The 18,962-nt window shown below is 72.6% G+C and carries 19 protein-coding genes; 8 read left to right on the top strand and 11 right to left on the bottom strand.

From position 1 onward, the window contains the following. Positions 1-218: 218 nt before the first annotated feature. On the bottom strand, positions 219-674 hold the full coding sequence (locus tag ACFWV2_RS26205; protein WP_384408343.1) for an ATP-binding protein: 456 nt from the start codon (positions 672-674) through the stop codon (positions 219-221). A 176-nt stretch (positions 675-850) separates the two neighbouring features. Here ACFWV2_RS26205 and ACFWV2_RS26210 point away from each other — a divergent pair, with 176 nt between their 5' ends. Beyond that, positions 851-1,699, top strand: a complete 849-nt coding sequence (locus ACFWV2_RS26210; protein WP_384408505.1) for an RNA polymerase sigma factor SigF — start codon at positions 851-853, stop codon at positions 1,697-1,699. 119 nt (positions 1,700-1,818) lie between these two features. On the opposite strand, the gene thpD is transcribed toward ACFWV2_RS26210, so the two are convergent. The 6 genes from thpD to ACFWV2_RS26240 form a co-directional block, all read right to left on the bottom strand. Next, on the bottom strand, positions 1,819-2,703 hold the full coding sequence (gene thpD, locus ACFWV2_RS26215; RefSeq protein ID WP_384408345.1) for an ectoine hydroxylase: 885 nt from the start codon (positions 2,701-2,703) through the stop codon (positions 1,819-1,821). Between the two features lie 59 nt (positions 2,704-2,762). Continuing rightward, a complete protein-coding gene (locus ACFWV2_RS26220) occupies positions 2,763-3,182 on the bottom strand; it encodes an ectoine synthase (RefSeq protein WP_384408347.1) in 420 nt (139 codons plus the stop codon). 54 nt (positions 3,183-3,236) lie between these two features. Then, on the bottom strand, positions 3,237-4,502 hold the full coding sequence (ectB, locus tag ACFWV2_RS26225) for a diaminobutyrate--2-oxoglutarate transaminase (protein ID WP_384408507.1): 1,266 nt from the start codon (positions 4,500-4,502) through the stop codon (positions 3,237-3,239). A 169-nt stretch (positions 4,503-4,671) separates the two neighbouring features. Then, positions 4,672-5,193, bottom strand: a complete 522-nt coding sequence (gene ectA / locus ACFWV2_RS26230; RefSeq protein ID WP_384408349.1) for a diaminobutyrate acetyltransferase — start codon at positions 5,191-5,193, stop codon at positions 4,672-4,674. A 356-nt stretch (positions 5,194-5,549) separates the two neighbouring features. Next, positions 5,550-6,353, bottom strand: a complete 804-nt coding sequence (locus ACFWV2_RS26235; protein ID WP_384408351.1) for an endonuclease I family protein — start codon at positions 6,351-6,353, stop codon at positions 5,550-5,552. Between the two features lie 212 nt (positions 6,354-6,565). After that, positions 6,566-7,030: an Lrp/AsnC family transcriptional regulator gene (locus tag ACFWV2_RS26240; RefSeq protein ID WP_384408353.1), complete on the bottom strand. Its 465-nt coding sequence runs from the start codon at positions 7,028-7,030 to the stop codon at positions 6,566-6,568. Between the two features lie 130 nt (positions 7,031-7,160). On the opposite strand from ACFWV2_RS26240, the gene ACFWV2_RS26245 reads away from it, so the two are divergent. Together ACFWV2_RS26245 and ACFWV2_RS26250 are read left to right on the top strand one after the other, a co-directional pair. After that, positions 7,161-8,270, top strand: coding sequence for an asparaginase (locus tag ACFWV2_RS26245; RefSeq protein WP_384408355.1), 1,110 nt, complete (start codon positions 7,161-7,163; stop codon positions 8,268-8,270). A 530-nt stretch (positions 8,271-8,800) separates the two neighbouring features. Next, a complete protein-coding gene (locus tag ACFWV2_RS26250) occupies positions 8,801-9,619 on the top strand; it encodes a L,D-transpeptidase family protein (RefSeq protein WP_384408357.1) in 819 nt (272 codons plus the stop codon). A 22-nt stretch (positions 9,620-9,641) separates the two neighbouring features. Here the strand turns inward: ACFWV2_RS26250 and ACFWV2_RS26255 are convergent, their stop codons facing one another. The 4 genes from ACFWV2_RS26255 to ACFWV2_RS26270 form a co-directional block, all read right to left on the bottom strand. Further along, entirely contained in the window at positions 9,642-11,021 is a 1,380-nt protein-coding gene (locus ACFWV2_RS26255; protein ID WP_384408359.1) for an NAD(P)/FAD-dependent oxidoreductase, read from the bottom strand. A 204-nt stretch (positions 11,022-11,225) separates the two neighbouring features. Continuing rightward, on the bottom strand, positions 11,226-12,383 hold the full coding sequence (locus tag ACFWV2_RS26260) for a YncE family protein (protein WP_384408362.1): 1,158 nt from the start codon (positions 12,381-12,383) through the stop codon (positions 11,226-11,228). A gap of 185 nt (positions 12,384-12,568) precedes the next feature. Beyond that, a complete protein-coding gene (locus ACFWV2_RS26265) occupies positions 12,569-13,150 on the bottom strand; it encodes a dienelactone hydrolase family protein (protein ID WP_384408364.1) in 582 nt (193 codons plus the stop codon). Positions 13,151-13,301: 151 nt separating this feature from the next. Beyond that, entirely contained in the window at positions 13,302-13,595 is a 294-nt protein-coding gene (locus ACFWV2_RS26270) for a hypothetical protein (protein WP_384408366.1), read from the bottom strand. A gap of 190 nt (positions 13,596-13,785) precedes the next feature. On the opposite strand from ACFWV2_RS26270, the gene ACFWV2_RS26275 reads away from it, so the two are divergent. From ACFWV2_RS26275 to ACFWV2_RS26295, 5 genes are all read left to right on the top strand, one after another. Next, a complete protein-coding gene (locus tag ACFWV2_RS26275; RefSeq protein ID WP_384408368.1) occupies positions 13,786-14,994 on the top strand; it encodes an RNA ligase in 1,209 nt (402 codons plus the stop codon). 2 nt (positions 14,995-14,996) lie between these two features. Next, positions 14,997-15,911 (top strand): AAA family ATPase, encoded by a 915-nt coding sequence (locus ACFWV2_RS26280; RefSeq protein WP_384408370.1) that lies wholly within the window; start codon positions 14,997-14,999, stop codon positions 15,909-15,911. A gap of 95 nt (positions 15,912-16,006) precedes the next feature. Beyond that, complete coding sequence (locus ACFWV2_RS26285; protein WP_384408372.1) at positions 16,007-16,723, top strand: ribonuclease H; 717 nt, start codon at positions 16,007-16,009, stop codon at positions 16,721-16,723. A 284-nt stretch (positions 16,724-17,007) separates the two neighbouring features. Then, a complete protein-coding gene (locus ACFWV2_RS26290) occupies positions 17,008-17,691 on the top strand; it encodes a GNAT family N-acetyltransferase (protein WP_384408374.1) in 684 nt (227 codons plus the stop codon). 131 nt (positions 17,692-17,822) lie between these two features. Next, complete coding sequence (locus tag ACFWV2_RS26295) at positions 17,823-18,899, top strand: enoyl-CoA hydratase/isomerase family protein (protein WP_384408376.1); 1,077 nt, start codon at positions 17,823-17,825, stop codon at positions 18,897-18,899. Positions 18,900-18,962: the final 63 nt, after the last annotated feature.

The raw sequence follows: 18,962 nt of genomic DNA on the forward strand, positions 1-18,962 counted from the left end.
CCCCCCAGCTGCCCGCCGCCCGCCGGGCCACGGCCCCCCCGACCCCCCCCGGGCCGGGCCCCAGGACCCGCCCGCCCCCCCGCCCCCCCCCCACCGCGCCCCGCCCGCGCCCCCCCGCCCCGCCCCCCCCCCACCCCTCTTCCGTGGTGCGGATCCTCCGTGGTGCAGAGGTCTCTCCCGCGGTCTGCGGCGTCCGGGTCCCACCCGGGGTGTGCGGCTCATCGGTCGATCGTCACCGTCGCGTGGATGGTCTTGCCGTCCGGACGGTTGTCCACGGACACCTCGCGGCACAGCCGCAGCACGATCGGCCAGCCGAAGCCCCCGGGACGCAGCTCGTCGCGCGGCTGGTAGAGCGGGGAGACCCCGCTGGCGTCGGCCACGGACACGGTCACGCGGTTCGGCCCCACCTGGATCCCGAAGTCGGTGACCCCGCCGCCGTGGCGGAGCGCGTTCGTGACCAACTCCGAGGTCACGAGGAGCAGATCCTCGACCTGGGCGGGATGCAGAGGGCCGAGGGCCGCGAGTGCGTGGCGGACGAGCAGCCGAGCCTGAGCCGGGGTCCGGACCGGGGACGAGCCGCCGTACCCCGTACCGTACGGGTCCGCTCCGGGCGCCCGGGACAGGGTGTCGCTCCAGGTGTTCATCACGAGGCCCCTTTCTTCCTGGTTCGTCATCAGGTGACAGAATTCGCCTGCCCGTTCCGCCCGTCCTGATGCCTCCGGGCCTCCGGCGAAACTGGGCGAATCGGGCGAGGAGTGGCTGCGGGAAGCGGGGGTACGAGAACCAGGACCGCTGAACCGACCGCCAGCAGGAGGAGGTTGTGCCCGTGCGGACCCAGCCGGCCGAGGCGATGACGACGTACGTGACGAACGGTACGCGCGAGGACCTGCCGGTTCTCGACGCACCGCACCGACTGCCGCCGCGGGACGCGCGGGCCCTGTCGAAGGTGTTCTTCCGCGAACTGGCGGCGCGGGAGGAGGGGACGGAAGGGCATCAGTACGTCCGGAACACGCTGATCGAGATGAACATGTCGCTGGTGCGGTACGCGGCGGGGCGGTTCCGCGCGCGGGGCGACGAGATGGAGGACATCGTCCAGGTCGGCATGGTCGGCCTGATCAAGGCGATCGACCGGTTCGACCTCTCGCGCGAGGTGGAGTTCGCCACCTTCGCCGTGCCGTACATCGTGGGGGAGATCAAGCGGTTCTTCCGCGACACCACCTGGGCGGTGCACGTCCCCCGCCGGCTCCAGGAGGCGCGGGTGGAGCTCGCCAAGGCGACCGACGAGCTGAGTTCGCGGCTCGGCCGGGCCCCCCGCGCGGCGGAGCTCGCGCCGCTCATGAACCTGTCCGAGGAGGAGGTCGTCGAGGCCCAGGTGGCCGCCAACGGCTACAACTCCACCTCTCTGGACGCCACGATCGGCGGACCCGAGAGCGAGGACGACGACGCCGCTCTCGCCGACATCATCGGCCGGGAGGACCCGGCGATCGAGCTGTTCGAGGACTTCCACGCTCTCGCCCCCCTCGTGGGGGCGCTGGAGGAACGCGACCGGGTGCTGCTGCACCTCCGCTTCGTCGACGAGCTGACCCAGACGCAGATCGGGGAGAAGCTCGGCATCTCGCAGATGCACGTCTCGCGACTCCTGGCCCGGAGCCTCGACCGGCTTCGCGAGGGGCTGGCCGTGCCGGGCACCGACGGCTGAGCCGGAGTGCTGTCGCCCGCGACTGCGGGGCACGACCGGGGCCGACGGCCGAGAGGGGTGTACGGCCCGGCTTCCCCGCCGGGCCGTACACCCCTCTCAGTTCTCGGCAGCGGGCGTCCTCACCGGCGGGTGGCGATGAAGGAGGGCCGCCGGACCGGGGCCGCGAAGGGGGCCTCGGGCTGGTTCTCGACGCTGTTGAAGACGAGGAACACATTGCTCCGGGGGTACGGGGTGATGTTGTCACCCGACCCGTGCAGGGCGTTGCAGTCGAACCAGGTGGCGGAGCCCGCGGGACCGGTGAGGTGACGGATGCCGCAGGCCTCGGCGAAGGTGGCCAGCGCCTCGTCGGACGGCGTGCCGGCGTCCTGCATCTGCAGCGACTTCTTGTAGTTGTCCTGAGGTGTGGCACCGGCGCAGCCAAGGAAGGTGCGGTGCGAACCCGGCATGATCATCAGACTGCCGTTGGTCGTGTGGTTCGGAGTCAGCGCGATCGAGACCGAGACCGTCCGCATCCTCGGCAGGCCGTCCTCGGCGTGCCAGGTCTCGAAGTCGGAGTGCCAGTAGAAGCCGCTGGCGCCGAAACCGGGCTTGACGTTGACCCGTGACTGGTGGACGTAGACGTCCGAGCCGAGGATCTGGCGGGCGCGTCCCACGATCCGCGGATCCTCGGCCAGCCGGGCGAAGACCTCGCTGATCCGGTGCACCTCGAAGACGGAACGTATCTCCTGGGAGCTGGGCTCGACGATCGCCCGCTCGTCCGCCCGCGTGGCGGGATCGGTGACGAGCCGGTCCAGCTCCGCACGGAGCTCGTCCACCTCGCGCGGGGCGACGAGTTCGTCCACCGTGACGAACCCGTCGCGGTCGTACTCCTCCAGTTCACGGGCCCAGAACGGCCCCGCCGTACCGGGCTCGGACCACACGACGGGGTCCTTGCGCCCGATCAGCTGCTCCTTGGGGCCGCGGGTGGGGTAGAGGTCGACGGGGCGGGTGGGTGCGGAGGTCATGAGGGAGCGTGCTTCCTTCCTGTACGGGTTCGTTCGGCCGTCCGGTCTCGTGCCGTGGCTCAGCTCTCCTCGCGGACGGACTCGTCCGGCTCGGTGAGCAGGGGGTAGACGCCGTTCTCGTCGTGGTCCTCGCGGCCGGTGACGGGCGGGTTGAAGACGCAGAGGCAGCGGAAGTCCTGCTTGACCTTGAGCGTGTGGCGCTCGTGCCCGTCGAGCAGGTACATCGTGCCGGGCACGATCGTGTACGTACGGCCCGTCTCGTGGTCCGTGAGCTCGGCCTCGCCCGCCGTGCAGACGACGGCCTCGACGTGGTGCGCGTACCACATGGACGTCTCGGTACCGGCGTACAGCACCGTCTCGTGGAGGGAGAAGCCGACCCGCTCGCGGGCCAGGACGATGCGCTTGCTCTCCCAGGTGCCCGAGGCGGCCTTCACATGCCGCTCGGTGTTCTCCAGCTCGTCGAAGGAACGGACGATCATGGGGTGTCGCCTTTCGGTGCGTGCTCGTGCGTGCTCGTGCCGGCCCCGGTGGGGTCAGGCCGTGTGGCGGACGGAGCGGGCCAGGATGCCGAGGCCCTCGTCGAGGTCCTCGTCCGTCGCGGTCAGCGGCGGCAGCAGCTTGACCACCTCGCCGCTCGGACCCGACGTCTCCACGAGCAGTCCGGTCTCGAAGGCGCGCCGGCACACCGCCGCGGCGCGGTCCCCGTCGGCGAACTCCAGCCCCCACACCAGTCCGCGGCCACGGACCGAGACGCCCATGCGCCCGTCGGTGCCGCACAGGTCGAGGAGGGCGCTCTCCATCCGGCCGGCCCGGCTCAGGGTGCGCTCGCGCAGGGCGCCGTCGCGCCAGTGGGCGTCCAGGGCGGCCGTGGCGGTGACGAAGGCGGGGTTGTTGCCGCGGAAGGTCCCGTTGTGCTCGCCGGGCTCCCACACGTCGAGCTCCTGCCGGAACAGGCAGAGGGCCATGGGCAGGCCGTATCCGCTGATCGACTTGGACAGCGTGACGATGTCGGGCGTGATGCCGGCTTCCTCGAAGGAGAAGAAGTCGCCGGTGCGCCCGCAGCCCATCTGGATGTCGTCGACGATGAGGAGCATGTCGTGCCGGCGGCAGAGCTCCGCGAGCCCGCGCAGCCACTCGGCCCGTGCGACGTTGATGCCGCCCTCGCCCTGGACGGTCTCGACGATCACGGCCGCCGGGTGGTCGAGGCCCGAGCCCGCGTCGCCCAGAAGACGCTCGAACCAGAGGAAGTCGGGGACCTGTCCGTCGAGGTAGTCGTCGAAGGGCATCCGGATGGCGTGGTTCAGCGGCACGCCCGCTCCGGCGCGCTTGGCGGCGTTGCCGGTGACGGCCAGCGAGCCGAGCGACATCCCGTGGAAGGCGTTGGTGAAGGAGACGACGGTCTGGCGCCCGGTGACCTTGCGGGCGAGCTTCAGGGCCGCCTCCACGGCGTTGGTGCCGGTGGGGCCGGGGAACATCACCTTGTACGGCAGGGCGCGGGGTTCGAGGACCGTCTCGTGGAAGGTCTCGAGGAAGTCGCGTTTGGCGGTCGTCGACATGTCGAGACCGTGGGTGATGCCGTCGTCGGCGAGGTAGTCGAGGAGGGCCCGCTTGAGGGCCGGGTTGTTGTGACCGTAGTTGAGTGAGCCCGCGCCCGCGAAGAAGTCGAGGTACGGACGCCCGTGCTCGTCGTACAGCCGGCTGCCGCTGGCGCGTTCGAAGACGACGGGCCAGGCGCGGCAGTAGCTGCGGACCTCGGACTCGAGGGCCTCGAAGACGGAGGGGGCGGCGATGTCGATCAGGGTCACGGAGTCTCTTCTCCAGGTGTGGTTCGGGAACGTGGTGCGTGCGGACGACGGCTCGGGACGGAGGACGCGGCGGGGCTCCGGGGCCGGTGCGTTCCATGGGGCGGGCTCAGCGCCCGGGGACCGGTTCAGGACACCGGGGCCGGCTCGGGGTTCCGGGGCCGGCTCAGGACTCCGGGCGGCCGAGGGGGCCGATGCGGTACAGCACCTCGGACTCGTGTCCTGCCGCGGGGAAGGCGGCCGAAGGGAACAGCACCTCCTGCGTCAGGTCCGCGCCGTGCCGACGCGCGTACGACCGGAACAGCCGGTCGGAGGCGAGGTTCCCGGGGGTGACGGTGGCCTCGACTCGGCTGACTCCGTGCTCGGCCGCGACCCGTGCGGTCAGGGCGTCGAGCAGGGTTCCGGCTACCCCGCTTCCGCGGTGCGAACCCTCCACGGCGACCTGCCAGACGAAGAGCGTCTCCGGCGCTTCGGGCCGCAGGTAGCCGGTGACGAAGCCGACCGGGCGCCCGGCGGCGTCACGGGCGACGGCGGTCGTGCCGGCGAAGTCACGGCACCACAGCAGGTAGCTGTAGGGCGAGTTGAGGTCCAGTTCCCCCGAGCCGCGGGCGATCCGCCAGAGCGCGGCGCCGTCGTCGATCGAGGCGGGGCCGATGTCGAGGCCGCCGACCGGGGCTGGGGCTGTCATATGGGCTGTCGTCATGGGCGCCGAAGTTACCTAGTGGATCCCAGAACTTCCTGGCGCCAGGGGCTTGTTCCGGACGGAAGGACGTGATAGGTGCCCTGGTGGTCCGTGTGGTGTGTATGTATCTTTCCTCACACGAAAAGGCCATCAAAACAGGCTAAAGTCACCGTCTATAACGGATGCATAACGTCGCTGAGGTGTGTCCTTCGTCCGGTCGAAGGCCGTGAGAAGATCCGGGATTTGGCGTTTGAGGGCGCCGAGAGCGGTGAGACGTAGGGGCCGACGTGCGCGGAGCCGGTCCGGGGGCGGGACACCCGGACCGGCTCCGTGCCATTCCGACGCGGTTCGGCGTGGTCGGACTACCAGATCGCCTCGACCCACTCCGGGTGGTCGATGAACGGGTTCCGGTTGCCCTGGTAGGTGCCGTGGATGAGGTCGTTGCGACGCTCCTCGAAGGCGCTCGGCGGATCCTGCTCGTTCCACTGCTTCAGGACCGAGAGCCGCCCATGGAAGCGGACGCTGCCGTTGGTGGTCGACTCGTTGGGCTCCAGGTCCACCCAGGCGTCGTCGCCCTCGTAACGGACGGCCATGTAGAGGATCATCCGCGCCACGTCGCCCTTGTCCGCGTCACGCGGCTCGAACGAGTTGCTGTCCGTGTAACTGCCGGGCGCGCCGCTCACCGCGCTGCCGCCGTTGTCGAAGTCCTTGTTGCCGCGGATGCTGTTGACCTGCACGTCCGCGGGGCGCAGATGGTGGAGGTCGGTACCGGGGCCGGCCGAGGTGCCGAAGCTGCCGTGGGACTGTGCCCACACGTGCTCGCGGTTCCAGTCGCCGACGTCGCCTCCGTTGAGGCTCTTGCTGCGCGAGGTGCCGCTGTACAGCAGGATCACGTTGGCGGAGTTGTTCGGATCCTGGTCGGTCACCTTCAGGGCGTTCCAGACCGCGTCGTACGAGATGCGGCTCTGGCTGCTGATGATCGTGTGCAGCGAGGACTTGAGGTTCGTACCGGTCTTGCCGATCGCGTTCTTGTAGTACGTGCTGTCGTACGCGGTGGTCGTGGCGCTCGCCGGAGTCGCGGTGACCGTCGGAAGGGTGAGGGTGACGAGTGCGGCGGCTATGGATGCCGCCCACGCCTTCCAGCGGCCTGTCTGTGCAACGGACATGGGGGGTGCCCTTTCCCGGGGGACGGCACGCGAGGAGACGCCGAGCCCGCTCAACGGCTCCGCGTTCTACGCGTGTTGCGTGTGGTAGCCGGGAGCGTCGCACAGCGGTGCGGATGGCCGTGTATCCAGAAGGAGGCGATTCCATGACGTTCTCGCATACGGCGGGACCTCTGACGCACCCTCAGTTCCGTCCTGCGGGGGAGTGGTGGGCGTCATGCGCCCCGGACGTCCACCGGCATCCCCTTCGGCTCCTTGATGCGCTTCATGATGATCTGCGAGTTGACCTCGGTGACCCCGGCCAGCGTCGTCAGGCGCTCGATCCACAGACGCTCGTACGCCGCGAGGTCGGCCACCGCGATCCGCAGCAGACACCCCGGGCTGCCGAACAGCCGGTACGCCTCGATGACGTCCGGCACGTCCTGCAGGGCGGCCTCGAAGGCCTCCACCGTCTCCCGGTCGCGCCGCACCTCCACCGAGACGAGGACCTCGAACCCGCGGCCCACCGCCTCCGGGTCGATGACCGCCCGGTACCCCCGGATCACCCCGTCCTGCTCCAGTTGGCGCACCCGGCGCAGACAGGGTGACGGGCTGAGCCCGACCCGCTGGGCCAGCTCCTGGTTGCTCAGCCGGCCGTCGTTCTGAAGCTCGCGCAAGATATGGAGATCGATTCGGTCCATGGCGCAATCATCTACCACGATGAAACATTCCGTGGGCCGATTTCGCAATCGTCTTGCGCGCCCTCTGCTCTATCGTTGCGGCGCAGGCGATCCGTTACGGAGTAGGGAATACGGAGTGAGGACGGCAGGCATGAAGCGGACGAACGACGGACGAGCGCGCCGGATCGTCGTCATCAGCACCGGCGGCACGATCGCGAGCCGCTGGCAGGGCACCGGCTACGCCGCCGACGCCTCCGGGAGCGACGTCATGGCCACCGCCCCCCTCCCCGAGGGCGTCACCGTCGAGGTCGTCGACCTGTTCAACGTCAACAGCTCGCGCATGACCGCGGCCCATCAGCTGGCCCTTCTGCGCACCGTCCACGAGACCCTCGCCGACCCCGGCGTCGACGGCATCGTGGTCACCCACGGCACCGACACCCTGGAGGAGACCGCCTTCTTCCTGGACCTCCACCACACCGACGTCCGTCCGGTCGTCCTCACCGGCGCCCAGCGCCCGTTCGGCACCGGCGACGGGGACGGCCCGGGAAACCTGTACGACGCGCTCCAGGTCGCCTCCACCGTCAGCGACCTCGGCGTCATCGTCGTCTTCGACGGCCGCGTCCACGCCGCCCGCGGCACCGTCAAGAGCCAGACCCTCGCGGCCGACGCCTTCTCCGACCCGTCGGCCGACCGCCTCGGCCGCGTCGGGTTCTCCCGCGTCGACATCGAGAGGCAGCCGGAGCGCCCGACGCCGCTGCCGCTTCCCGCCGCCGCGCACACGGCGACCCCCGGCGTCCCCGGCCCCGTCCCGCTGCCCCGGGTCGACATCGTCAGCCACCACTCCGACGGCGACCCGTTCCTGCTGAACGCGGCCGTCGCCGCCGGAGCCCGGGGCATCGTCCTCGAAGCGACCGGCGCGGGCAACGCCACCCCCGAGATCGCCGCCGCCGTGGCCGACGCCGTCGCCCAGGGCGTCCTCGTCGCCGTGACCACCCGGGTCCCCGCGGGACCGCTCGCCGAGATCTACACCGGCGGCGGCGCCGTCGACCTCGTCGCCGCCGGGGCGCTGCTCACCGGCACGCTCCGCGCCGCCCAGGCCCGGATAGCCGTCCTCGCGACGCTCCTCGCCGACGGCGCCGCGGGCGACCCGGCCCGCGGTACCGCCCTTCTGCGCCGCCTCCTCGAAGGCCCGGTCCGCGCGGAACCGGCACTCGCCACCGGCGCCTCACGTTCCGCCTCGGCGGTCGCGGCCCGCGCCTGACGCGCACCCCCAGTACCCCGGCTCGCGGGCGGCGCACCCCCCGCCCGTCCGCGAGCCGGAGCCAGAGTCCTCCCCGTAGGGCGACCATCGTCGGCCACGACCGCCTACGCGGGCGGCTCGCGGGGCCGCTCCGTCCCTGCGGGGCCGTCAGGTCGTACGCACGTCACCCGTCGATTCGTCGTGCGTTCCTCGATCGCCGACCCTGGAACACGTTCCCCTTCCCTCTCGAGTGAAGGACATCGCAGGAGTGAACACCTCCTGTCGGTCCGGGAAGCCGAGGGCGTGAGCGCCGCCGTTCACCCGCTGGAACAGGTTCCGTTCTCGGGGCCCGCAGCCCTCGCCGGACACGCCGCCCCCGCCCCGCACGGCCGATCGCCGCCGGACGCGCCGTCCCCGCCCAACCGCTGCCGGACGCGCGACCGCACCCCGGGGAGACGCGGCCGTACGGGTGAGGGCACCGGCGTCACCGCAGCGCCGCCCGCCGAGCGGGTACGGATCGCAGCACTGCCCCCGGCCAGGAGGATCCGTCCATGTCCGTCCGCAAGGGCGCCCCCGCCCTGCTGATCGCCGGCGCACTGTGCGCGTCCCTGTTGCTCACCGGCTGCGCCGACACCGCGCCATCCGCCCCCGCGCCCCCCGGGCCCTCCACCGGCGCCCCGCCCGCCGCCGGTGACTCCCGCCCCGAGGGCGCGCCACCCCGCCCGGCCGGCGGTCCGGGCGGGGCGGCGAACAGCCGCTCCTCCGCCCCGGTCCCCGAACCCCGGATTCCCGGCATCGGGCCCGCCACCGACGCCCTGGTCCCCGACGGCACCACCCAGGCCCTCGTCGTCACCGGCGCCACCGCCGACGCCAACACCTCCACCGCGACGCTCTACGAACGGGACCCCGGCGGACGCTGGACCCCGGTCGCCGGACCGTGGGCCGCGCACAACGCGCTCCGGGGCTGGACCGACGACCACGTCGCCGGTGACCTGCGCACCCCGATCGGGGTGTTCCGGCTCGGCGACGCGGGCGGCCGGCTGCCCGACCCCGGCGCCCGTCTCCCGTACGACCAGGACGACGAGTTCGCCATCAGCGGCACCGGCTTCTCCGGCGAACCGCTGGAAGGCTCCTTCGACCATGTGATCGCCATCGACTACAACCGGGTACCCGGCCGGACCCCGCTCGACAAGGAACGCCCCCTCGGCGCGGGGAAGGGCGGCGGAGTCTGGATCCACGTCGACCACGGCGGGCCCACCCAGGCCTGCGTCGCCCTGGCGCGCGAGGACCTGCGCGAACTGCTGCGGGCCCTCGACCCGGCCAGGGACCCCGTGGTCGTCATGGGCCCGGCACCCGTGCTCGGGCGCTGAGCGCCCGAGCCGGGGACGGTCCTCAGTTGCCGCCGGTTCCGACGGCCCCACGGAACGACGCCGTGTGGCCGCGGACCTGCTCCTGCGTCAGATACGCGTCGGTGTACTCGAAGTCCCGCAGGGTGCCGGACTTCGACGCCAGGAACCCCGTCCGCACGAAGTCGTCCCCGGCCACCGCGTTCAGCAGCCAGTTCGTCATCACCCGGGTCTTGGCCACATTGGTCCGCAGCGCGCCCCAGTGATAGGCCCGGGCCACGGCCTGGGCCGGCATCCCGTGGAGCTCCACACCCAGCGGCTTGGACACGCCGTCCATGCCTCCCAGGTCCACCACGAGCCCCAGATCCTTGTGCGCGTACGGGTGGGTCCGCTCCCCGCGCAGTGTCGAGACGATGTTGTCCGCGAGGGCCTTCCCCTGCCGCATCGCGTGCTGCGCGGTCGGCGGACAGATCGCGCCCTCCTCGCCCTTGGCGAGATCCGGCACCGCCGCCGCGTCACCGAGCGCCCACACGCCGTCGAGCCCCGGTACGGCCATCTCGGCCGACACGACGGCCCGGCCCCGCAGGGTCTCCACGCCGAGCGTGCCGATCAGCGGGCTCGCCGCCACCCCGGCCGTCCAGATCAGCGTCCGGCTCGGCAGCACCCGCCCGTCCGTGAGCGTGACCGTCTTCTCGTCCACGGAGGCGACCGACACCCCGAGCGAGACCTCGATGCCGCGCCTGGTCAGGATGTCCATCGCGGCGGCGCCCAGCTTGTCGCCCAGCTCCGGCATCAGCTTCGGCGCGATGTCCACCAGATGCCACTTGATCAGCTTCGGATCGATCCGCGGATACCGCTTGACCGCGTTGCAGGTGAGCTGCTGGAGACAGGCCGCCGTCTCCGTGCCCGCGTAGCCTCCGCCGACGACCACGAACCGCAGCCGCGCGGCTCGTTCCTCCTCGTCGTTGCTCGCGTCCGCCAGGTCCAGCTGGGCGATGACGTGGTCGCGGATGTACACGGCCTCCGCGAGCGTCTTCATCCCGCGCGCGTGCTCGGCGAGTCCCGGGATGTCGAAGCTGCGGGTCACGCTGCCGGGCGCGAGCACGAGATGGTCGTACGGCTCGGTCACGTACTCGCCGGAGATCGTCCGCACCACACAGACCTTCGCGGCCGTGTCGACGCCGACGACGCCACCCGGCACGATCCGGGTGCGGTGACGTTCGCTGCGGCGCAAGGACAGCGCGACCGACTGCGGGGTCAGCACCCCCGCCGCCACCTGGGGGAGCAGGGGCAGGTACAGCTGGTACGAGAACGGCGAAAGGAGCGCGAGCTGCGCCTCCCGCTCCGCGAGCCGCCGTTCGAGCCGCCGTACGCAGGCCACCCCGGCGAATCCGGCGCCCACCACGAGAATCCTCGGTCGCGTCACGCTGTCCGCCCTTCCGTTGGAGCGTGCAAACCCGTATATCGATCTGTCGTCGGCCGGCCGACCGGCCGACTTCCTTCGGTTCACCCTTTTTATCGTTGTTGCGGGCTTGTCGCCCTTCGGCGCGGTTGCCCGTACCGGCGACGGCCCTGTGCCATCGGCTACCCCCTCGCGGCGATCTCACCGCCCTCCGCGGCGGCGGGCGGGTCAGAGGACCACGATCCCCAGCGGCCGGGAGCCGGCGGTCAGCCGGCGGGTCTCGCCCGATGCGAGGTCGACGACGCTCAGGCCGTCCCAGTACCCGTCCCGGGTGAACCCACCGGTCACATACGCGGTCCGCCCGTCCTCCGACACCGCCACGCCCTCGTGCGGCCCCTCCAGGGGGTGGACCCGCTCGGTCCCGTCGGGCGAACGGACCGTCAGGGAGGGCCCGCGGTCCACGTCCGGATCGATCGGCCCCGTACCCACCGTCAGGAGCGTCCCGTCGGCGGTCACCGTGGCGCCGTGCTGATGGGTGTTCGCGGTCATCGGCTCGATCGTCGTCCGCCCCGTCCGGGGGTCGACGACCGCGAGCCGCTCGCCCTCGAAGGGCAGGAGCAGCTTGCCGTCCGAGGGCCGCACGGCCGTGTAGTGGGGCTTGAGCCAGGAACCCAGCCCGCCCTCCGTGCCGTACGGGGCGACCTGCACCCGGCGTGGCTCGAGCGTGCCCGCGGAGACGACCGTGACGTCGAAGGAGTCGTGGTTCGTCGCGTACACCTCGGCGCCGTCCCGCGACACGTCCACGTCGAAGGGACGCCGCCCCACCGGCACGGTGTCCGTGACCCGAAGCGTCGCCGTGTCGATCACCTCCAGGGCGCCGTTCCCGCCGGGCACGTTCACCCCCACGTACACCCGTCGTCCGTCCGGCGCGAGCGCGATGCCCATGCCGCCGCCCCGGTACTCGCCCGTCGTCACGGGCCCGGTGTCCGTCCCGTACGGAACGAGCGCCAGCCGCCGGCGGGTCGCCGTGTCGACCACGGCCACGCCCTCGGCGGTCGCCACCCAGGCCCGTCCGTCCGCACCGAGAGCCAGACCGTACGGCGCGGTGCCGACCTTCACGGAGCCCGTGGCACCTCGCTCGGGATCGACGAAGGTGACGGTGTCGGAGCCGAAGTCGCCGACGAGAAGCGTGCCCGGAGCGGCCCTGCCGGTCGGGGCGGGCGCCACGCTGACGGAGGAACCGGCCGAGGGGGACACCCCGGCAGGTGGCGTCGTCCCCGACGCCGCCCCTCCGGGGCCCCGCGCGCACCCGGCGAGCACGGCGACGGCCATCACGGCGGGCACGAGCACCCGGCCGCTACGGGACGCGCGGCGGAACTTCGTCATCACGGACTCCTCGGTACGGCGAACACGGGCGGCGCCGTCGGGGGACGGCCCCGCACCCCGCTCCGATCCTCCGCCCACGCCCGGGCCCGCACGGTCCGACGGCCGGCTCCCCCTCCCCGGCGGATCGGACGACACCGGAGTCGGCCGAACGGTCGACCCCAGTGTCGTCCGTCGGCGTCAGAAGCTCAGCGCCCCGCGCCGTCCAGGAAGCACAGCACCCGCTCGACGCACAGCGCGGCCGCCTCCGGCACATGGGACGGCGCGCCGCGCTCCACGAACAGATGCGCGCTCCCCGGGTACAGGAACAGCCTCCGGTCCGCCGCGTCCGTCACCAGCGCACGGGCCGCCGACAGATCACCCTCGTCGACGAAGAACGGATCGGCGTCCATCCCGTGGACCTGCACGGGCACACCCTCCGGCCAGGGCCCGCCGAACTCCGTCGGCGGCACGCACGCGCTGATCAGCACGGCGCCGAGCGCCCCCGCCCGCGTCTGCGCCAGCTTCTGCGCGGGCAGCACGCCGAGCGACAACCCGACGAGGACGATCCCCTCCGGCAGCCCCTCGGCGGCCCGCTCGCCCCGCGCCACGAGCGTGTCGAACCCGGTCTCCTGGGCGTACCCCGCGCCCGCCTCCAGGTCGGCGAACGTGCGCCCCTCGTACAGGTCGGGCACGTGCACCGTGTGCCCCGCCCGCCGCAGCTCGTCGGCGAACGCGCCGACGCCCTCCGTCAGTCCCCGCGCGTGATGGAACAGCAGAACCTCGGCCATGTCGTCATCCCCTCATCACCGTCCGCGGCCCGCCCCATCACGGCACGGGCCGTCCGGGACACAGCATGGCCGACGGCACTGACAACGCCCCGAAAGGGGGCGGGGGGGGGAGGGGCGACGCGGCAGCCCCGACGCGAAGGCCGGACAGCGCCTAGCGCAGCGGTCGGTGCGGCAGGACGGCGCCCGCCTGGCCCACGACGCCCATCGGACCGCTGACCCCCATCTGCCCGCCGACGCCCATCTGTCCGCCGGCGCCCATCGGACCGCCGGCACCGGGGTGCTGGCCGGGGCCCTGCGGTCCGGCTACACCCTGCGGCGGCACCTGGATGACCCGGCTCAGGTCCCGCAGAACCTCTTCGGCGACCTGGCGGACGTCACCCGGAACATCCCCCCGCTCCCGTATGAGCTCGGCGTAGATCGGTGCCGTGCCGTCCGCGTGGTTCATGGGGCTCGCTTCCTTCGTCTGCGCCGGTCACTTCACCGACGGGGAGACGGCGAGTCTACGGGGCACCGCCGACACGCCCCGGATCGGGAGCCCGCGCACCGCCCCTCCCCGCGCCCCCGGGCCGGATAATCACTGTCCTCCCGGGTCCCGACGGCCGAGAATGGATCATCGAACACCCGGGAGGGACCCCATGAGCCAGGCGACCCTGACTCTGCACGACCTGATGCCGTCCGACGAACTCGCCACCGCGCTCGCGGACGGGCACGTCACGCGCAAGCGGCATCCCGAGCTGCCGCTGTCGATCTACACGTACACGCGCGCGTGCCAGTACGCTCAGCACTGGAACCGGGCGACCACACGCTGCCGCGGACTCGTCGCCGACGACGCCACCGGGCGGATCGTCGCGCTCCCCCTCCCCAAGTTCTTCAACGTCTCCGAACACGCCACCGGGCGCCCCTACGCGCCGCCGCTGCCCGACGAGCCCTTCGAGGTGTACGACAAGGTCGACGGCAGCCTCGCCGTGGTCTTCCACTACGACGACCGCTGGCACGTCGCCTCCAAGGGCTCCTTCACCAGCGCCCAGGCGACCTGGGCGCGACGCCGTCTCGACGCCGCCGACACCACGGGCCTGACACCGGGCGTCACGTACCTCGCCGAGATCCTCTACCCGGGCAACCGCATCGTCGTGAACTACGGAGAGCGCCGGGACCTCGTCCTGCTCGCCGCGTTCGGCCGCGACGGCACTGAGATACCGCTCGCCGAGGCCGCCGCCGGGTGGGACCCGGTCGGATCGGTCGTCCGCACCTGGCCCGCCATGAGCGTCGACGAACTCGTCGCCCTCACCGAGTCCAACACCCTCCCGACCGGCCGGCGGGCCACCGGAACCGACGCCGAGGGCTTCGTCCTGCGCTTCGCGTCCGGCCTGCGCGCCAAGGCCAAGCTCACCGAGTACGTACGCCTCCACAAGGTGCTCACCGGTGTCACCGAGCGTGACATCTGGCGCGGCCACGGCATCCAGCGGTTCGCCTCCCTGCCGGCAGCCGAGCTGGCCAAGGGCCTCGGCTGCGCCGTCACCGAGGTCGAGGCCTCCGGCGGCAAGCCGCTGGACGCCCTTCTGGAGCAGGTGCCGGACGAGTTCGACGCCTGGGTGCGCCAAGTGATCACCCGCCTCGAAGAGGCCGCCGCCGAGCGCGAGCGGGCCGTCGACGAGGCCTACGCCCGGCTTGCCCACCTCGCCGCCGACCGGGGCGCCTTCGCCCGTGCCACCGCGGGCGTGGCCGACCGGGGCCTGCGCGCCGCCCTGTTCCTCCGCCTCGACGGCCGCCCCACCGACCTCCTCGTGTGGCGCCAGCTGCGCCCCGAGGCCACCGACCCCTTCGCCACCGACCAGGAGAACTGACCGTGCCTGTCGTTCACGTCATGACCGGCCTCCCGGCCTCCGGGAAGACGACGGCCGCCCGCGCCCTCCAGGCCGCCGCTGAAGGACGCGTACGCCGCGTCAACCTCGACGACCTCCGCGCCATGCTCGACCTCCCCGCGGCGGACCGAGGGCGCTCCCGCGCGCACGAGCTGACCGTCCTCGGCATCCAGGACGCGGCCGTCCGCGCGGCCGTCGACGACGGCTTCGACGTCGTCGTCGACAACACCCACCTGACCCCGCACATCCCGAAGCGCCTGAAGGCCGCCGTCGCGGGCCTTGCCACCTTCGCCGTCCACGACTTCACCTCCGTGCCCGTCGACGAGTGCGTCCGCCGCGACGCGGCCCGCGAGCGGCCCGTCGGCGAGGAGATCATCCGCGTCCTCGCCGACAAGCACGCCAAGGCCACCCGGGGAGGCTGGCGGCTCACCGAGGACTGGCTCAACGACCAGGCGCCCGTCGAGCCCTACGTCGCCGACCCGAGCCTCCCCACCGCCGTCATGTGCGACATCGACGGCACCCTCGCCCTGCGCGTCGACCGCGGCCCGTACGACTTCACGCGCTGCGACCGCGACCTGCTCAACGTCTCGGTAAGGGACGCCCTGCGCGCCTTCCGGCACAGCGAGCGCGACCGGATCGTCCTCCTTTCCGGCCGCAGCGAGGACCACCGCGCCCTCACGGAGCACTGGCTCGCCCACCACGAGGTGCCCTACGACGAGCTGTGGATGCGTGCCTCCGGCGACGGCCGCGGCGACGATCTGGTGAAGGCGGAGCTCTTCGACGCCCACGTACGCCACCGCTACGCCGTGCGCGTCTCGCTCGACGACCGCGACCGCGTCGTCGCCCTCTGGCGCCGCATGGGCCTGCCCACCTGGCAGGTCAACTACGGCGCCTTCTGATCGGGGGCTTCTGACCGGCGTCTGCGGGCGGGGTCCTTCTGACCGGCCGTGGGGGGTGGGCCCACCCACTCCCGCGGCCGTGTCAGGATCGTGGGATGGTGGAAAAGATCATCGCGGCGTGCGACGGCGCGTCGAAGGGAAACCCCGGGCCCGCGGCCTGGGCATGGGTCATCGGCCGGGCCGACGGAGCGATCGACCGCTGGGAGGCGGGCCCGCTCGGCCGGGCGACCAACAACGTGGCCGAACTCACGGCCCTGGAACGGCTGCTCGAAGCGCTCGACCCCGCCGTACCTGCCGAGGTCCGCATGGACTCCCAGTACGCCATGAAGGCGGTCACGACCTGGCTCCCGGGCTGGCGCCGCAAGGGCTGGAAGACCTCCTCCGGCAGCCCCGTCGCCAACAAGGACCTGGTCGTCCGGATCGACGCGCTCCTCACCGGCCGGGACGTCGACTTCGTCTACGTGCCCGCCCACCAGGTCGACGGCGACCCCCTCAACGACGCCGCCGACCGCGCGGCCAGCCACACCGCCCGGAGCCAGGAACCCACGGGCTCCGCCACCGGCGCCCCGCTGCCCCCGCCGGAAGCCCCGACACGCGCCTCCGCGCCCCGCGCGCGCTCCTCAGCGCCGTCCGGTTCCGCGGCGGGCTCCTCCGCCGCTTCCGCCGGTGGCTCGTCCGCGCGTCGGACACGCCCGTCCGGCGGCACGCTCAAGGCGAGGTTCGCCGGGCGCTGCCGCTGCGGCAAGGCCTACGACAAGGGCGAGACCATCGCCAAGAATCCCGACGGCTGGGGCCATCCCGCCTGCGTCTGACCCCCGTGCCGTCCGACTGGCGGGCGGCACCGTCCGTTGCGTGAGACCGGTCGACCCGGGTGCGCGTGAGGCTTCACCCGCGCGTGTATCCGGGTTCGCCGGGGGTTCTGTTCTCCGAGCGCCTGTGGCTGCATACTGTCCTCCTCGCACCGGTGACGAACCGTTTTACCTGCTCATTTGTCGCTTCACGACGCGATCGGCACCCGGCGAGAACCTCCCTCCTGCTGCCGCCGCGGTCACCCCTCGGCGGAAGCTCTCCCTGCCCGTGAAAGACCCGAGGACCCGTGCCAGTACCTGTTCTCCTGACCGGGCGCTCCGTGCGCCTGGAGCCGCTGGCGATGCGGCACGCCGAAGCCCTCGCGCGGGCCGGCGGGGCGGACCGATCGGCCTACGCCTTCACCCCCGTACCCGACGGCCTCGAATCGGCCCTCGACTACATCGCCCGCGCCCTGACGGATCAGGCGGTGGGACGTTCCCTGCCCTTCGCCCTGATCAGTACCGCCGACGAGCGAGTCGTCGGCTCGACCCGGTTCCTCGAACTCGACTACTGGCGGGGGCCGCTGATCTGGCCGCCCGCCCCCGGCACGCCCCACGGCGATCCGCTGACCTCCGTGCCGGACGCCGCCGAGATCGGCAACACCTGGATCGCCCGCGACGCCCGGGGCACGGGCATCAACACCGAGGCCAAGTACCTCATGCTCCGGCACGCCTTCGAAACCTGGGGCGTCCGCCGCGTCACGATGCGCGCCGACGCCCGCAACACCCGCTCCAGAATCGCGATCGAACGCCTCGGAGCCAGCTGCGAAGGCGTCCGCCGCGCCCACTCCCGCGGCCTCGACGGAGCCGTCCGCGACACGGCGTTCTACTCGATCCTCGACGAGGAATGGCCCACCGTCCGCGACATCGTCCAACTCCGTATGTCGAGCCCCCGCCAGATGCGCGTCCCGCAGGACCTGCTCCCGGCCTGAACCCCGGCCACCACCGCTCCTGCGGGTGCTCACGCCCCCGCCGGAGCGGTGGTTCCCTCCCGCTCCGCACCCCCGCGCACCCGGCCGGTACGGTGATCGCGACACCGAGCCGCGCCACCCGAAGGGACCGAGTGATCGTGCCGACCGGAACCGCCGACGTACTCCTGCGGACGGAGGGCCGGGCCGGATTCATCACCCTGAACCGCCCTCGCGCCATCAACGCGCTCACCCACGCCATGGTCCTAGCCGTCGACGCCGCCCTGACCGAGTGGGAGCACGACCCGGCCGTCGCCACCGTCGTCATCGAAGGCGCGGGCGAGCGCGGCCTCTGCGCCGGCGGGGACATCCGCGCCATCCACGACGACGCGCGCGCCGACGGCTCCGCGTCCCAGGCCTTCTGGCGCGACGAGTACCGGCTCAACGCCAGGATCGCCCGCTACCCGAAGCCGTACGTCGCCCTCATGGACGGCATCGTCATGGGCGGCGGCGTCGGCGTCTCCGCGCACGGTTCCGTCCGCGTCGTCACCGAACGCTCCCGGGTCGCCATGCCCGAGACCGGCATTGGCTTCGTCCCCGACGTCGGCGGCACCCACCTCCTCGGCCGCGCACCGGGTGAGCTCGGCACCCACCTCGCCCTCACCGGCGGCCACGTCGGCGCCGCCGACGCGATCCTCACCGGCCTCGCCGACCACTTCGTCCCCTCCGCCGAACTGCCCGCCCTGGCCCGCGACCTGACCCTGCTGCCCGCCGCGGAGGCCGTCGTCCGCCACACCGCCGCGGCCCCGGCCGGCGTCCTCGCCGAGCAGCGGCCGTGGATCGACGCCTGCTACCCGGCCGAGACCGTCGAGAGCGTCGTCGAGCGCCTCTTCGACACCGGTGTGCCCGCGGCCAAGGACGCCGCCACCACCCTCCTCGCGAAGTCACCGACCGCGCTCAAGGCGACCCTGGCCACCCTCCGCCGCTCCCGCGCACTCGCCACCCTCGAAGAGGCCCTGGACCTGGAGTACCGGGTGTCCTGCGCCGCTCTCACCACCCCCGATCTCGTCGAGGGCATCCGGGCCCAGGTCGTGGACAAGGACCGCACCCCCCGCTGGGTCCCGCCGACGCTCCCCGAGGTCACGGACGAGGCCGTCTCCCGCTACTTCGTCGTACCGCCCGGTGGCGACCTCGGTCTCGCCGCCGCCCTGCGGGCCTCCGCGGACCGGTGAGCCGGGGACGGCGCGCCATGAGTCGCCGGGCCGCTACCGCACGGCCCGGGAGCCCAGCCGGAC

The sequence above is a fragment of the Streptomyces sp. NPDC058671 genome (genome assembly GCF_042716475.1).
Taxonomy (GTDB): Bacteria; Actinomycetota; Actinomycetes; order Streptomycetales; family Streptomycetaceae; genus Streptomyces.

Excerpts from the sequence above, each read along its gene's own strand:
- ACFWV2_RS26205 (WP_384408343.1), bottom strand. The coding sequence starts at position 674 with ATGACGAACCAGGAAGAAAGGGGCCTCGTGATGAACACCTGGAGCGAC.
- ACFWV2_RS26210 (WP_384408505.1), top strand. The coding sequence starts at position 851 with ATGACGACGTACGTGACGAACGGTACGCGCGAGGACCTGCCGGTTCTC.
- thpD (WP_384408345.1), bottom strand. The coding sequence starts at position 2,703 with ATGACCTCCGCACCCACCCGCCCCGTCGACCTCTACCCCACCCGCGGC.
- ACFWV2_RS26220 (WP_384408347.1), bottom strand. The coding sequence starts at position 3,182 with ATGATCGTCCGTTCCTTCGACGAGCTGGAGAACACCGAGCGGCATGTG.
- ectA (WP_384408349.1), bottom strand. The coding sequence starts at position 5,193 with ATGACAGCCCCAGCCCCGGTCGGCGGCCTCGACATCGGCCCCGCCTCG.
- ACFWV2_RS26235 (WP_384408351.1), bottom strand. The coding sequence starts at position 6,353 with ATGTCCGTTGCACAGACAGGCCGCTGGAAGGCGTGGGCGGCATCCATA.
- ACFWV2_RS26240 (WP_384408353.1), bottom strand. The coding sequence starts at position 7,030 with ATGGACCGAATCGATCTCCATATCTTGCGCGAGCTTCAGAACGACGGC.
- ACFWV2_RS26245 (WP_384408355.1), top strand. The coding sequence starts at position 7,161 with ATGAAGCGGACGAACGACGGACGAGCGCGCCGGATCGTCGTCATCAGC.
- ACFWV2_RS26250 (WP_384408357.1), top strand. The coding sequence starts at position 8,801 with ATGTCCGTCCGCAAGGGCGCCCCCGCCCTGCTGATCGCCGGCGCACTG.
- ACFWV2_RS26260 (WP_384408362.1), bottom strand. The coding sequence starts at position 12,383 with ATGACGAAGTTCCGCCGCGCGTCCCGTAGCGGCCGGGTGCTCGTGCCC.
- ACFWV2_RS26265 (WP_384408364.1), bottom strand. The coding sequence starts at position 13,150 with ATGGCCGAGGTTCTGCTGTTCCATCACGCGCGGGGACTGACGGAGGGC.
- ACFWV2_RS26270 (WP_384408366.1), bottom strand. The coding sequence starts at position 13,595 with ATGAACCACGCGGACGGCACGGCACCGATCTACGCCGAGCTCATACGG.
- ACFWV2_RS26275 (WP_384408368.1), top strand. The coding sequence starts at position 13,786 with ATGAGCCAGGCGACCCTGACTCTGCACGACCTGATGCCGTCCGACGAA.
- ACFWV2_RS26285 (WP_384408372.1), top strand. The coding sequence starts at position 16,007 with ATGGTGGAAAAGATCATCGCGGCGTGCGACGGCGCGTCGAAGGGAAAC.